Origin of the sequence: Bacillus sp. FSL R9-9410 (assembly GCF_038050385.1) — a bacterium.
Taxonomy (GTDB): domain Bacteria; phylum Bacillota; class Bacilli; order Bacillales; family Bacillaceae_G; genus Bacillus_A; species Bacillus_A cereus_U.
Genome location: NZ_JBBOTV010000004.1, coordinates 164,726 through 180,651 on the forward strand (window position 1 = coordinate 164,726; position 15,926 = coordinate 180,651).

The window sequence follows — 15,926 nt, forward strand, 5'->3', positions numbered from 1 at the left end:
CCAGAACCTGATTCTCTGATTAATAAAACTCATAAAAAAATTGGGAATAGTAACACCTATACGTTATTATTCTCCTTTTTTTTATAGAAATGGTTCGAATTACAGGCAATAACCCATCCTATAATTATTAATGTTATAGAAAATAACTTAAGACACGCCCTATATATATAATCTAAATCTTTAAGATAAACCCAGGATATTATCCCTATAACAGCACCGACTATCCCTAGAATCAAACCCTTATATTTTTGTAAAAACATCAAGTTACCCCTTTCGTACAAACAAAATATCCCATATATAAATAATACTAAATTATGGAATATTTTTAAAGAATCAAAACGTTTTTATATTCAATTCATATATTTTATTTCTCTTCTTAATAAAAATATCCCCATAGATAAGTAAATCCAAAGGGATAAAACGGTGCATCTTTTTTATAAACAGTACATCTTTCTTCAAAACGGTACATCTTTTTTATAAACGATACGACTTTATTTCAAAGCTACAATTCTACAGAAAGGATAACGTCTTTTGGAATTTATGGGTAGTCTAAAACCTTAACTTGATAGTACCCTCAGAACAAAATTTTGTGCTAACTTGTAACAAAAAAGCTCATTTTTTCGTTTTGGGGTAATTCTGAATTCTTAAGTTGATGGGCATGTATGGTGACCCCTATTAGTAAAAAGTGCGAAAGAGATTTTGTGTGATCGATGTAATCAGCAGAATACGTCCGAATAATTAATTGTAGCGCACCTTGAAATATTAGATAGCTAAATTATAATGCCTGCTTATTCAATGATGTATTGAAGTAGTTTTATAACGCTTTTATATGATGGTGTCATGAGTTCTAATCAAACTTTTTTATAAATAATATCTCTAGATGTGTTGTGTAGGAATCCGTTTTGATCAAACTCTATTTCAAAGCAACAATTTTTTGACAGTTTCCCTAACGAATGGGGCTTATTAGTTGATGCAGAAGAAGAGAAAACAGAATATATAGAGGGTTATTAAGAAGGTATTGTGATTATGGAGAACGGATAAAAGGCGAAAGTGGAAATATTCTTGGCCAATGATGTTGAGGATGACGATGATCCGTGGGTATGCAAACGTACGAAGTTTTATCATAAGGGTTCTATTTGCTTTATAGAGAAAAGAAATGAGATAGAATGATAGGTTTAATGAAAAGAGCCCTTAGGAGATAGGGACTCTTAAGGGCACGCCTAATCGTATAAATTGATTAGGAGGAATATAAATATTTTAACATATAGATGACTCATCTGAAGGTAACAAAAAGATAACAAATGAGAATGTATATGGCAATGAAGATTTTCACTGTAAAAGGGGTACGGAAACGATTCAAGGTATGAGGGGGCACTCTGGGGAAATATTCAAATTGATACTATAAATATAAACAAGAAACCTGTCTGCGGATAGGTTCTTATTTCACAATGAAGATTTTTGAATATTGAAACATATACAGATTCCAGGGGATTAGTTATGCCTAGTATTCAAGATACGATATATCCAAGAATCAAACATAATTTAAGTACGGAAGATTTAAGGGAAAGACTTATACCCCTATGAAATCAAGGTTTGTTACGTTTATAAATTCCTAAGCGTACAATTTTCTCAAAATGATATGGTGACCCCAAATAATCTTCGATAATCTATTGTGTATATTTGTATGCATCCCCTATATAAATCCTAGGGGATTGTTTGCATGTTGACTTTGTTTTTATGTACAATAAAGGTAAAGATATAGTCTGAAACAGGAAGAGGAAAACCATGTCCAATTCATTAGTAAATTTACGTATCGATTTTGCGTTTAAGCAGTTATTTGGCACAAATGGGAATGAAGATATTTTAGTTGCTTTTTTAAATGCCATATTAAAAGATTCTTTAGAATCACCTATTGTTTCCCTGCAATTAGAAGATCCACATTTGCATCGAGAATATGAAGAAGATAAATTATCGATTTTAGATATTTCGGCTACATTAAATACAGGAACAAAGGTAAATGTAGAAATACAATTGAATAACAATCATGATATGATCAAACGAAGCTTGTATTATTGGGGAAGGTTATACACCTCTCAATTGCAAAAAGGAATGCCTTATAGTTCACTTCATAAAACGATTACCATTAACTTGTTAAACTTTGTGATGTTTCCAGAATATGAAGCGTTTCATACAACAGGAATCCTTTGGAATCAGCAACAACAAAAGTTATTAAGTGACGATATAGAAGTTCATATTGTAGAAATTCCAAAGTTACTACAGCAATGGCGCGAAGAGAAAGTCAATCCGTGGGAAGATTCGTTTGTTCGTTGGTTATTATTATTACCAGCGAATGAAGATGAACATCTCACACAAACATTGGAGGACATTGCCATGAACCAAGATCCGATTTTACAAAAAGCAATGAATAAGTGGGAACGTATGAGTCAAGATTCTTCTTTCCGTCAAGCATATGAAGCAAGAGAAAAGGCCTTAATGGATGAGGCTGCAAAGTTTGCTCATGCTCGTAATGAGGGGAAAAAAGAAGGAATTCAAGAAGGGGTTCAGCAAGGGAAAATACAGATGATTAAAGGTATGCATGAACTTGGTGTACCACTTGAAACGATTGCTAAAGCCAGTAAATTAGGCATAGATGAGATTGAACGTATTTTAGAACAAAAATAATCAACATCAAAAAAAGAACCTATTAATTGGGTTCTTTTTTTGAGCTATTTGTCAACTAAGGGTAGCACCAAATAAATTTTTATAGGTATTGACACTCCCACCCCTAAAGGGGCAAGCTGACTAACGTCAGTGGGATTCTTGCTACCAAAGGCGAAGTCCATTTCTGGTATCGCTGACGTACAAGATTGCGGTGTGCCATCACCACTCTCACGACAGACCGTATAGGTTCGTGAGCTACGGTACTATCACCATACCGTACAGATTCGTGTTCATATGTTTTAGCGTCTTGTTCTTGACGACACATATCATTTTACCGATAGCGTGAATTCGGCTATCGAACTCCATATGATATCTTGTTTTCAAGGAACACATTGGCGTTTTAAAGACTTGTACTTGTCTATAGTTCAAGTATAACCAAAACAGAACTGTTTTTCTATGAAAAAGCGATCCTTTCATCCCATGCCTAAAGGCGGACTAAAGTCCGATATGGGCTTTCCCGTATCGCGAAATCTGTAATATAAACTTATATTATGACACTTAACTTTATTTTCTTATTATTGATGAGATCGCTCATTTAAAATTGCATTATATAAAAACTGTGCATACTGTTCCCGTGTAACTTTCATATCCGGAGCAAATTTCCCTTCACCAATACCTGCTGCAATATGGTTCGATTGTACGGCACTAATCGCATCTGTTGCCCATAAACTCGCTGGAACGTCGTTGAAATTATGTGGAGCCTTCACATCTAGTCTAAAAGCTTTCGTAATAACTTGAGCCATTTCTGCACGTGTTAATGCAGCTTTCGGTCTAAAGTTTCCTTGATCATCACCTTGGAAAATCCCTAGCTTAGTTAAAGCTAGTATTTCCTCAGAAAACATTGTTGAATTTTTATCGATATCTCCGTATGGATTTTCATATTTATCTTGTTTTTCTATATGCAAAGTACGGTAAATTAATGCAGCCACTTGTTCCCGTGTTACATTATCACCCATACCAAATATTCCATTCCCATAACCTGCAATAATTCCTTCATTCGCTAAATGATGAATCGCATTAAATGCCCAGTGTCCTTGTGGGACATCCTTAAATATATTTCTATTTACTCCCGCATCAATTGTTAAATCATCATGTACAAGAGTAATCGCATCTGTTACCCCAGCCTCACTTACATTAGAGTCAACTGTTACATCTTGCCCACTTTGTTTTGGCATGAATATATACCCGGTAAGCTTCTCTACTTGTACACGATATGTGTTTTCTATTAATCCATCAAACAAATAGTGGCCTTCTTTATCTGTTTTTACTTCTTTTAATCCATTCCCATCTTTATTTAACAGTTGAACACGAACGCCTTCCATTCCTTTTTCACTTTGATCTTGAATACCATTTTGGTTACTATCTTCCCATACTCGGCCACCTAATTTGAGCACATTCGCTTTAACAGGCTTAGAATCAGTTGCTTCCCAAATAGGAGCGATTAATATTGGATAATTCAAAGCTTCTATTTTTTGCTGCGTTTCTTGTGATGCTTTCAGACCCCATTTATCAAAAAATGGTAGTAAATTTTGTTTCGCTACTTTCGATGTATTATAAATAAATGCTTGCCTTTTCTCTTCATCCGCTTTTGGAAGTTGATTTTCTGGTAACTCTCGATAAAGTTTGTGAAGGTTCGGATAAAAATCTTCACCGTATGCTAGATTAAGTTGCCAAAGCATAACAAGTTTCACAAACAAGTTATCAATATTTTTGTAGTCTTTATCTGTTTGTTTTAAGTATGCAAAAGCTTTATCGTAATATCTCTCTTTTTCTAAACGCGTTGGTTGATTCGGGAATAATTGCTTTTGTGCAGCTAAAGAGTATATATTAGTCGTTACGTCAACCATACCGTGAAGGTCCGTCCACGTCAAAGGATGTATTTCTCTTGTGTGTCCCGCTTCGTGCATTTGTCCCCATCCAAATTTATTTACATTTAAAGCACTTTCGATTGCGTTACCAGCAGTAGTAAATACGGCTCCATCCCAACCTGCATACATGCCCCAGTCTGGTTTGTTAGGATTTTCTATAAAAGCCCAAATGCGACGAGTCGGACGATGTAAAGGATTTGGGTCTTTTTCAGATAACCCTGATATCTTATCTTGTGCTCGAATCATTTCATCATATTTTTTTAATAGAGGAACAGGATCTTGATCCACAATATATTTCTTGGCACTATCCTGCGTAACAGTAAGTACTGCTTTTTCTGATTTCAATTGTACCGCATGTGCATCTGGATACTTGTTCATCATCGCAATCCAGTCTTCTTTCGTATGCTTCCCTAGTTCAAAGAATGGAACAGGGCTTCCGCCTTGTGTTACTTTCACCTTAACTGTTCCTGTATCTTGAGGATTATCAAATCCTATTAAACCACCGTTTGGAGAGGAGATGGTATTAGAACCAGAAGAAAGATCAATTTCTTTTCCCCATTCTTTATCATATTGATGCGTCCCAATAATCGCTCTAATCTTTTGTGTTCCCGATACTTCAATTGTAACTTGTTCATTCGGTTTTACATAGATTCCAGTTGGTATATAGTTTTTTTGCTCACTTCTTCTTTCTCTTTTTGCTTCACTTCTAAAACTTCCTACACCCGGAAGTTCAAAATCCCTCTGTTCATATTGGTTTGTAGTCTGTGCAGCAATCGTTTCAGCATGAATAATCAAGCTATTTGTCATGATAGGTGAAAATAATGTAGTTGTCAAAATAGCAGATGTCACAAGTACTTTCATCGGTTTTTGAAACATATAATAATTCCCTTTCTGCATATAAATAATCCTTTCCGTTTCAATTAGTTCCATTAAAGTCCTTTCGCTGAATGAATGTAATTAATTTCGATTTCCTGCCGGTTTTTTTTTTTGAAAATTAAGAAATAAGTGCTCGTAAATCTTCCTATAGTTTGATAAATATAAAACATAACCGAAGAAAGAAATCTCCATCCTTATTCATACTAAATTATTACGAAAGGTAGGATATGGGAATGGAACGAACCCCTTTCCTTTTTTCTTCCTACTACGAATTTAACATCGAACAGGTCGTACAGCAATAAAATTTGACAATTCCAGCAGTTTTTCGACATTTTTTGCCACCTTACACAAAAATATTGAAGGTACCTGAAGTTGTTAAATCTCTATAAAAAAACAGACAACCTTACCAACAAATACAAGGTTGTCTGTTTTTAATAGTATTCAGGTGCAATCCGGTCCTATTTGTGGTTGTCCTATTTGGACAATCTCTCCATTTTGTACAATCTTAGCACCTTCATATAATTTATCTGCATAATTTTTAAGGTCTTGCCAGCTATCCTTCGCTATCTTCAGATCTACTTTTATAATAGCAATCCTGTCTGGGTTAATGTTATCAACATTTTTTAGTAAAGAATCATATTTTGATCCGATTGTATGCCACTGATTCGATATATTTTGAAGAGCAGTAATAGCTGTATCAATTGTTTCAGTCATATGTTCCGTTTTATTTTTGGCATCTGTCAAAATAACTAATTCTGCCTCTGCTCCAGAAATTCTGGACTTTAATTGTTCTATTTCTTGTTGTGCAGATGCGATATTCTTGTCAGCAGTGACAATCAATGGTATACCAACTGGAGGCATAAATACAGATAAAGCTATATAGCCACCACGATTATCATAATTTTGTTTAATTATATTATTAAAATTATCGATTTGTTGTTGTAGAAGTGGAATACCGGCGTTCGTACTTTCTAAAATAGACTTCAATTGATTAGAATCGTCTTTAAAACTTCTTGTATCTTCAGCCATTGTATTTCGGAATGTTTTCAACTTTTCTAGTAGTCCATCCACTTCTTGGCTATTTTTCAAAATACTATTATATAATTTCTCCAGTTCATTTTTAAATGCCACTGTATCTTTTTGATCTAAAGCAGCTAGTAATTGATCATAACTCGCTTGAAAGGTGTCATTATAACTTACACTATTCTGATTCGTTTTCATAATATCAGGCTTTAGATTATCTAGCCAATATGTTGCATTCCTTTGCGCATCCTTTTGATGCTGAATCATGTTTGCTTGTAAATTACCATTTATAGAACTTATTTTACTTAAATCTGTCTGTTCTTGAATACGGATTGTTTGAGCATATGAATCCATTGTAAGGATACTTGCCCCCATTTTCTCCATTACTTCTTTATATTTATCAGGACCAAGAGAATAGCTCTTAATATCCTCTTGCTGTTGGGACACACTATTTTGTACAGCTTGTTCTGCTGCAAAAGTATGAAGTGGGATTACATTACTCGCTGCCATTCCAGTAATGATCGTTGATAAAATAACCTTCTTATACAATTTTTTATTCACCTTTTTCACCTATTCTCTCAAATGTATCACGTATTTTATTAAATTCATAAGCTTCTATTCTTTACTTCAAATGAATTACGATCATTGCAAATAAAACAACATATTAAAATAGGGGTTTTCATACTTTCTTATTCTATAATCTTTATCAAGTTTCATAACTATATAGGAAATCTCCTGTTCAAACTTGAACAGGAGACTCACATTATGTGTTCTTCAAAAGGGAAAGTCAGTATATTATATTTTTCATTACTTCGGCAATTTCTTGAAGTAATATTATTTTTTCTCTTCTACGAATGAAATCTCAGCCTTTTGAATATTTTCAGCATACTTGTTAACCTGTTCCCAGCTACCTTTAGCTATCTTCAAATCTACTTTTATAATAGTAGCCCATTTCCGTTCTAGAATTTTTGTATGTTTCTGATAAGCATTTTCCGCCTTTAGATTCAGCCATTTCTTGAAGTTTTGTTATACTAAATCTTCGGGAATCCCCAGCTGTTTCTAAAGCACATTCTGGACACCAGCTTTTGCTATTTTTGATATGTCCCGGTTTTGCTTTCCAAATATGTCCCTTTTGACATTGCCATTCTAATTTTGTAGCTAAATTGATATAAGTTGAGGATAGACATTTACCTCCTCTTTCTTCAGCTATGCGCTGCATTTCTTCTATTGTAAGTTTTATATTGTTCCCTTTTTTTCCTATTCTACATTTAGGACACCAATGTGCTTGATTTTTTACGTTATCAGGACGAGCTTCCCAAGTATGCCCTTCAGAACACATCCATGTGAGAGGTATTTTATTCGTTTTATATTCAGTGGAAAGGCATTTTCCACCTCTGGATTCGGCCAATGTATTCATATCATTTATAGTTAATTTTTTTCTATTGCTGCATTCAGGACAGCCATTACCGTTACTAATCCAATTGGGCTTTGCTTCCCAAATATGTCCTTTTGAACATTTCCATTTTAGTAGTGTAGACATATTAATATAAACAGTTGATAAACACTGAAATCCTTTGGATTTTGCCAATAAGTGCATATCATCAATTGTCTTTTTTACTCCCATTTTTAATTCCCTCCGTAGAACTTACCTTCTTTCTAGTATAAAACAGGAGGATGGATTTTAAGAGGAAAATAGAGAAAGTCTTTCAATGTCTTATAACTTTCTTATATTATTGCCGTTTTTATTCCGTTACTAGACAAACCCCTATTACACCCTTACTTACAAAAGCATCTAAATTTTATTAGATACGAAATGTATCAAGTACATTGTCTTTTTCTTCCTTATTAATCCCAATGTATCTTAGCGTAATTTGTGGTGTACTATGATTCAATATTTCTTGAAGCATAGCAATATCTTTTGTTTGCTTGTAAAACCAATATCCGAATGTTTTACGCATAGTATGAGTACCTAATGATTCTACTCCGGCAAAATCTCCGGCTTTTTGTAACTGTCGATAGGCTTGAATTTTACTAATGGGTTTATCACCTTTTCTAGAAGGAAATAACCAGGTACTTTTTAGATTTTCAGCGTATGGAAATACTTCCTCAAAAATAGATGTAATATTTATGATACGTTCCTTTTTTGTTTTTCCTTCTTTAACTTTAAATTCTTTCCGCTTTTTTCGCTTTAATTTTAAAATTTCATTTGTTTCCATTTTAAGTAAGTCACTTACACGTAATCCAGTATTAATCCCAAGTAAGAATAAAATGTAATCACGATCTGAACAATGACGTTTAAGAGACCATTTCATATCTTCGAGCTGTTCTTTGCTCCGAATTGGTTGTACATCAATTAAATGTTGCTTTTTATCCATCTGTTTTTCAATCCCTTTATTTTCAATGATTTGAATGTATACTTTTTTATCTATTTTTATAATATCAATGAAATTAGATGAAAGTCAATGTTTAAGGGAAACTGAAAGTAAACTAATGGCTAAAAGTTTACTTTCGTTTTTAAAAACATTTACAACTAATTTTGTAATAAATTTATCAATATGGATATACCTATTAATTATAGTTCTAATATTCAAAATTAATAAAAAATGATATATAATAAAAACATGAAGGTTATCACTATTGTTTACTCCATGTGATAAAGATAAGATCGTGTTCCCCGATCTTATTTTTTTATTTGTAGATTTTTGATACAAAAAAAGGAATCCTTATTTATAATAAGGATTCTGCAACAGGAAATAACAAAATATAAATAATAAAAAGAATTACTTATATTATAGTTAATATAGTAATAGTATAATATTAAGAAATTTTTACATAAATCCAGTATGTATTACGTAGCAATTGTAGAAATGGCTTGTTTATAGACCAGTTGTTGCTTACCATGAACCATCACAAGGACAGTAAATTTATCCATTGCAAGGATCTGCCCACGTACTGGAAAGCCATTCTTTAAAAATACAGTAACTTCCCCTTTTTTCTTTTTCAATTGTTCATACATATCTTCTTGTAAAGTGTGCATATGGTTCCCTCCCTTTTTATAATCGTATCATAATTTAATTGAAATGCTGTTTTTTATATGTATTTGGGGTACGGAAACGATTCTGGGATTTAATTGCAAATATAAAAAAGAACTTTATTCAAGCTCTTTTAATCTACGATATAGAGCAGCCTGACTCTCTCCTGTAATCTGACATATTTCTTTTACTGTTTTTTCCGTAATTCAATTGCATGGTTCATACCAGGATGTTTATCTGTGTATTTCTTCACTCTTCCTCTATAGGAGGTCTCGCTATATGCCCATCAAGTTAAGAGTTTTAAGTAGACCCTAAACAAAAATTTTCTTTCTCTACAGTTAGTTATTTATAAGAGCCTATATTATTTAAACCTATACTTTGATGCAATTTTACATATCCAAATATAGGGAATCAATATGCAGTATATGATTAAATTATATTAACAAAATTAAAATTGCGCTTATCTTTCTTATAAATTAAAATAATTATTTTTTTAATAGGTATATCAAGTTGTAATTATTTTAGTTAGTTAAATGATATTTAAATAGTAGTTTTATTAGTATAATATTTCCAATCGTATTAATGCGTAATAACTAAATTAATGAATATATTCGACAAAATTCTACTATTTACGCGTTAAAAATTTAATGTTTTAATAAAGGTGTAATTGGTATGACCGCTAAGAAAGGAGAAGAGAAGACTAGACTAATAAAAGTGTAGTAAAGTTTCAAGTAACATTATGTCGAAAAAAAGTTATCTCAAAATTCAGTTAATAAAGCTTGGAAAAAATCTAGGATCACCAAAGTATCACATTTTAAAAAAATGGCTTACTAGGTCTCTACATAGCAAAAATGATCTTATTTTATTCAGAGGTGAAAGTATAAGCAATGTACAGTTTAATTTCATCTTTTGTAATCCTGTAGGGATCTTACCGACAAAACTAGGGGGGAATATTATGGGTTCTGGTGCAAAAATGTTAGTTAGAAACATAGAGTAGCTTCGGAAAAAGTATTAAGGGATTATCCCGTAACTAGTACGGCATCCCTTAATAGAATTCACCCTATTTTATAGAATACTAGAAAAATCCAATATTGCAAATATAAACAAAAATATAATTTAAAAAAGGGAGATAATGATATGAAGAAATCTAGTAAGAAGACAAAGCAAATTCTATCTTTAGCCATGATTGGTGCTATTGGTACATCATTTGCGTTTACATCGCCAAGTTCAGCAAGTGCTGCTCAAATCAGTCCTACTCAAGCTATGGCACAAGAACAAGGAAGTCCGTCTATTTCAAATTGGCAAGATCGTATGAAATATGCATTTAGTCTTCTTGAAAAGAACAACTTTAATGGGTATAAAGGATTTTCTGTGGAAGACATTGTAATTGATAAGGTTCATCAAAATTCGGTAGAGCTTGATGGGGCCCCTATTGTTACGAATTCACAGGGGCTGTTTGTAGGGACGTCGATTTTAACTAATAATTCTGATAGCGAGCAAGAGCTTTCTACAAATGAATTCACAAAGTCAATTACAAATTCTGTTACTACTTCCACTACACATGGATTTAATTTAGGAGTAACGGCTAGTGCAACATTTGGTATTCCGCTTATTGGAGAGACTAGTGTTGAAGTATCTACTAGTTATGATTTTTCAAATACAAATGAGCAAACAAAATCTGAAACTTTAGCTTATACGGCTACTTCACAGAAAATTAAAGTTCCTGCAAATTCATCTGTGGAAGTTGTTGTATATTTAAATACTGCTAAGATAAGGGGAAATGTAAACCTGCTCTCTAAAGTGAGTGGCCATGTGAATTTTGGAATTCATGATAGTAATAAATCAGGTAATGGTTCTATAGGATTTGACCGATTAGTAGCTGCTGCTTCAAATTATGACAACTTAAGCGATATGAAAGTTGCTAACCCTTATAGTAGTGCTGATGATGCGATTTATTTAATAGGAAAAGGTACATTTGCAGCTGAACATGGAACTGAGTTCTCTGTAACTGTAAGACCTGTGGATAAGCCTAAAACATTCGCTGCTAAATCTAGAAGTATGGTTGCTGAAAATAGCAAAGCAACTAACGAAGCGTATACTTATACAGTAAAACCAGAAGTTAAAAAAGCAAACTAAAGTACATTAAAGTAAAAAGCCCTCTCATGTGAGAAGGGCTTTTTACTTTGTGATTTAGCATACTAGGGGTACGGAAACGATTCTGGGTATGAGGGGCCACTCTGGGATTTAATTACAAATTAAAAAAGAACTTTATTCAAGTTCTTTTAATCTACGATACAGAGCGGCCTGACTCACTCCTGTAATTTGACATATTTCCTTAACGGTTTTATTGGTATGCTTCCGTAATTCAATCGCATGATTCATACCTGGGTGCTTATCCGTGTATTTCTTCAATCTTCCTCTATACACTCCTTTTTGTTTCGCTAACTTTATTCCTGCACGTTGTTTTTCTTTAATCATTTCTCGATCTAATTCACTAAAGGCAGCCATGACAGTTAAAAAGAATTTTCCTGTTGGAGTTCTAGTATCTATTCCTAAATTTAAAATCGCAAAGTAAACATTCTTTTCTCGAAGTTGTTCTACTAACTGTAATAGCTGAATGGTATTTCGACCTAAGCGATCCATTCTAGTTACAACTAAGGTATCCCCAGTAGTTAGTTTTGAAAGTATAGTGTCTAACTCTGGCTTATGTTTTGTTACTCCGCTTACTTTCTCTTTTATAATTTCATCAACTCCATATTTCATGAGCTGCTCAATCTGTGTATCTAGATTTTGATCTTGTGCACTTACACGAGCGTATCCATAGACCATTTTTATCCCTCTTTTTGTATGCATTTTTGATAAGTATTATTGAGAGTCTCTAAGACTAATAATATCAAGGAAAAGGTTTCTTATCAATAGGGTACACTCTATTGATAATTTTATTTATGCCATTTTAAATTTTTTATTTGCATATTACTAAAACATTTAATTTTGTATACAATTGTAAGGCTATAAAAATTACATATTTTAAAAGGAGATGCCTTTATGAAGAAATTTATAGGTATTATTGATAAATCCAAAACTCCAGTAAATAATTTAAAGAGAAAGATAAAATTATGAATTTGTACCTTTTAGCACCCGAAGTAGCGGGGGGACATGGAGAACAAACAGTTTATGGAACTGAAAAGGAAATTAGAGAAGAAGGGATTTCAGGAAAAGTTCAATTTTTACATTATGAGTTCTATGGATGGCTTGGGGATGATTTGTTAGAATCTACACCTTGTTTTATTGTTTCAGATAAATTTAAAAATGCATTAGAATCTAGTCAATTAAGAGATTTTAAAATAGAAAAATGTTTGATAAGTCTTTCAGAGGAATTTCAAGAATTATATCCTGACAAGAAAATCCCCGATTTTTGGAGACTTACTCCTATTGGGACAGTAACTACTGAAAATGCGCATTATACTGACTGGTCTGGGCATCATTTTTGTTTATCTTCTAGAGGAGATCTTGTTTTGACAGAAGAAGTTCTCTTATTTCTAAAGTCATTTGCATTAAATTATTGTGATATTACTCTATTAAAGAGAGCTTAATTATTTAGAGTCAAGTTATTTTATGATTTGACTCTTTTTGAATATCTTTCCAGAGTGACCCCTCATACCCAGAATCGTTTCCTTACCCCAGTAAGATATTGGTGTAATTCTTCAGCAAATAGTTGTAATTCATCTTGAATCGAGAGATTCATAAAAAACGTCATCCTTTCTAATCTAGCTTGTTTAGAAAGGATAACGTTTTTTTGTATTTGAGGATATTAAAATCTCTTAAGTTGATGGATGTGTGGCGATACATCTCTAAGAACTCGGATTCTTTATTTATGATTTTGAAATCAAAAGAAATTAATACCCTAAGATATCTATTTCTCCTGCCGAAGCATATCCATTTACTCCGTTTAGTACCTCTAATTTCACATATTTAGCAGTTACAGGATTAAATGTTGCAAATTGTTGTTTCTTACTATTTTCCCATGTTCCAGAAGTTCCTTTTTGATAGTTCACACCATCTGTACTTGTGTAAATGTTATAGCTTAAAATACGACCATTTGGAGATTCATCTTGTCTCGGAAGATATGATAGCTGTGTAATGGTACGAGTTTCACCAAGGTCAATCGTTAAATTGGATGGATATTTGTTTGGTTCACTCCATTTACTATGCCATCTTGTATATGGATTCCCATCAAGTGCATTCGTTGCAGGTTCAACTCCTAATTCTTCACTACTTGCAATTACTTTCATGTTTTGTTTAGGTAATGTATTTAGCGGAACAGGTTTAGAATCAGTTCCTTCCCAAATAGGAGCAGTTAGTGTTTGTAAATTCAAAGCTTCTATTTTTTGTCTTGTTTCTGGCGATGCTTTCAGTCCCCATTTATCAAAGAATGGAAGTGAATTTTTCTGTGCAACCTTAGAAGTGTTATAAATGAAACCTTGTATTTGCTCGTCATCCGTTTTAGGTAACTCTTCGTTCGGCATTGCACGGTATAATTGATGTAATTTCGGATAAAAATCTTCCCCAAAAGCTAAATCCAATTGCCAAAACATTACTAATTTTATAAATACGTCATCAATTTTATTATAATCTTTTTCTGATTGAGGCTTATTCAAATAAGTGAATGCACTTTCATATCTTCCATCATTCTCTAAGTTCGATGGATTTCCCCAAGCACGTTGTGAAAACATACTGTAAATGTTATTAGTAACTTCTCCTAATCCATCCCACTTCCAAGGAAGTTGTTGACGTTGGTGACCCATTTCATGCCAAGGTCCCCATCCGTCTTTTGTAAACTTATTTATATCTAATACATGTTGAATAGCGTCTCCGACATATGCTGTTCTTTTAGGAAACGCATACATATACAAATCAGATTGATTATCCTCCACAAAATGCACGTAATGCTTATCTGCTTGTTCTTCAGATAAACCAGCCATTCTATCTTGAATTCTAATAGCTTCATCTATTTTTTTTAAGAGTTCTGCAGGGTCTGTATTAGAGCCTAATAAATATTTTTTTACTCTTTCGGGACTGGCAGTTATTAAGGAACGTTCTCCTTTTAATTCCACTGCATGGGCATTAGGATACGTATCTAGCATAGTAACTAAATCTTGTTTCGTATGCTTTCCTAATTCAAAGAAAGGCGCAGGTGTTCCTCCTGTTTTAATCTCAGCTTGTACTGTACCGCCTTGTTGTGAATTATAAAAATAAATCATTCCGCCATGTGGATTTTCGATTGTATTTTCTCCTGGCTTTAAAGTAAATGACCTTACTACTGGGTCTGTACTATTATAATCGTCAGTCCACGAGGCATCATAGGAGAATGTTCCTATATAAGATTGAATATTCTGTGTTCCTTCTACTTGAATTGTTATTTTTTCATTAGGACTTGCATATAGTCCAGTTGGTTCATAGGGACTAAACTGAAATTGTCGTCTATCTCTATCTCTGATTTGTTCTATATCTCCCTTGCCTATTACATTAAAAATACGTTCTGTTGATACTGGGGTTTGGGATTCAGCGAAGATTTTTGTTACTCCCATCTCTACCCCTATAAATGGAGCAGTAAGTACATTTACAGCTATAAATGCTTTGATTGCAATTCTATCATTTCTTTTTCTACTATTCTTTTTCATTCTTCATCACTAACCTTTCTATAGTTTGATAAAAAAGGGGCAGATTGATTTACAGAATCAGTCTATCCAAAATCAGAAAGAGTTCATCCACCGAGCGTTTGAACTTCTATCATAAAATACGACTCCGTTAGGAATCTACTATCATCCATGTTCTTCTTCGTATATTTGCACCAGAGCCATAAATCACTCCAGAAAAGACTGGATATTTAGTCTTTTCGATTCGCTAATCCCTTTATTGAATTTTATAATATTAGGATATAAATATTGCTCAATAGAAAGTTATTTATCAATCTCTAACTATAATTGCAAAATTAGTAAAAACTTATTCTATTTCTTTTCCCTCTTATACGCTGTAAGGACCTTACACCCTTATTAAAACACTATGATTTTCCTACGTAAATCATAAAAGTCACCTCTTCATATCCAATTATAAGAAATACTAAATATGTGTATTCGAAAAATATTATACTAGAAAATATAATATAAAGATATTTTTATCAAATGGAGTAATACAAATCGAATTTATACAAGTATACCGATAAGATTTTAATTTTCTTGTGTAAATTGGGGAACATTAAAATTTTATAAATATAATTTAGTGATGCTCTATATATTTTTCCCTTTATTTGTATATGCATAATTACATCTTTAGACCGAAGAAAAGTAAAAGAGCTTGAATAAAGTTCTTTTTTAGATTTGTAATTAAATCCTAGAGTGACCCCTCA

At 32.9% G+C, this 15,926-nt stretch carries 11 protein-coding genes and 2 pseudogenes; 4 read left to right on the forward strand and 9 right to left on the reverse strand.

All coding sequences use genetic code 11. The features are described from left to right. Positions 1-56: 56 nt before the first annotated feature. On the reverse strand, positions 57-260 hold the full coding sequence (locus MKX77_RS29855) for a hypothetical protein (RefSeq protein ID WP_341308640.1): 204 nt from the start codon (positions 258-260) through the stop codon (positions 57-59). 1,525 nt (positions 261-1,785) lie between these two features. Here MKX77_RS29855 and MKX77_RS29860 point away from each other — a divergent pair. Further along, positions 1,786-2,682: an Rpn family recombination-promoting nuclease/putative transposase gene (locus MKX77_RS29860; RefSeq protein ID WP_340804862.1), complete on the forward strand. Its 897-nt coding sequence runs from the start codon at positions 1,786-1,788 to the stop codon at positions 2,680-2,682. A 554-nt stretch (positions 2,683-3,236) separates the two neighbouring features. On the opposite strand, the gene MKX77_RS29865 is transcribed toward MKX77_RS29860, so the two are convergent. The 6 genes and pseudogenes from MKX77_RS29865 to MKX77_RS29890 form a co-directional block, all read right to left on the reverse strand. Further along, positions 3,237-5,465 (reverse strand): M60 family metallopeptidase, encoded by a 2,229-nt coding sequence (locus tag MKX77_RS29865; protein WP_341308641.1) that lies wholly within the window; start codon positions 5,463-5,465, stop codon positions 3,237-3,239. Positions 5,466-5,906: 441 nt separating this feature from the next. Then, positions 5,907-7,049, reverse strand: a complete 1,143-nt coding sequence (gene nheC, locus MKX77_RS29870; protein WP_341308642.1) for a non-hemolytic enterotoxin subunit C — start codon at positions 7,047-7,049, stop codon at positions 5,907-5,909. A gap of 352 nt (positions 7,050-7,401) precedes the next feature. Next, positions 7,402-8,112: a zinc-ribbon domain-containing protein gene (locus tag MKX77_RS29875; RefSeq protein ID WP_341308643.1), complete on the reverse strand. Its 711-nt coding sequence runs from the start codon at positions 8,110-8,112 to the stop codon at positions 7,402-7,404. Between the two features lie 178 nt (positions 8,113-8,290). After that, a complete protein-coding gene (locus MKX77_RS29880) occupies positions 8,291-8,863 on the reverse strand; it encodes a tyrosine-type recombinase/integrase (RefSeq protein WP_135278182.1) in 573 nt (190 codons plus the stop codon). A 473-nt stretch (positions 8,864-9,336) separates the two neighbouring features. After that, entirely contained in the window at positions 9,337-9,525 is a 189-nt protein-coding gene (gene hfq, locus MKX77_RS29885) for an RNA chaperone Hfq (protein ID WP_341308644.1), read from the reverse strand. Between the two features lie 114 nt (positions 9,526-9,639). Continuing rightward, a pseudogene (locus MKX77_RS29890) lies at positions 9,640-9,785 on the reverse strand (recombinase family protein); the annotation flags it as partial. An 872-nt stretch (positions 9,786-10,657) separates the two neighbouring features. Between MKX77_RS29890 and MKX77_RS29895 the strand changes: the two are divergent. Beyond that, entirely contained in the window at positions 10,658-11,656 is a 999-nt protein-coding gene (locus MKX77_RS29895) for an ETX/MTX2 family pore-forming toxin (RefSeq protein ID WP_341308645.1), read from the forward strand. Between the two features lie 132 nt (positions 11,657-11,788). Here the strand turns inward: MKX77_RS29895 and MKX77_RS29900 are convergent, their stop codons facing one another. After that, complete coding sequence (locus MKX77_RS29900) at positions 11,789-12,349, reverse strand: recombinase family protein (RefSeq protein ID WP_341308646.1); 561 nt, start codon at positions 12,347-12,349, stop codon at positions 11,789-11,791. Between the two features lie 287 nt (positions 12,350-12,636). On the opposite strand from MKX77_RS29900, the gene MKX77_RS29905 reads away from it, so the two are divergent. Further along, positions 12,637-13,113, forward strand: coding sequence for a hypothetical protein (locus tag MKX77_RS29905; RefSeq protein ID WP_341308647.1), 477 nt, complete (start codon positions 12,637-12,639; stop codon positions 13,111-13,113). Positions 13,114-13,416: 303 nt separating this feature from the next. On the opposite strand, the gene MKX77_RS29910 is transcribed toward MKX77_RS29905, so the two are convergent. Then, complete coding sequence (locus MKX77_RS29910) at positions 13,417-15,108, reverse strand: M60 family metallopeptidase (RefSeq protein ID WP_341308660.1); 1,692 nt, start codon at positions 15,106-15,108, stop codon at positions 13,417-13,419. Positions 15,109-15,226: 118 nt separating this feature from the next. Between MKX77_RS29910 and MKX77_RS30820 the strand changes: the two are divergent. Continuing rightward, positions 15,227-15,316 (forward strand): annotated as a pseudogene (locus MKX77_RS30820) (IS6 family transposase); the annotation flags it as partial. Positions 15,317-15,926: the final 610 nt, after the last annotated feature.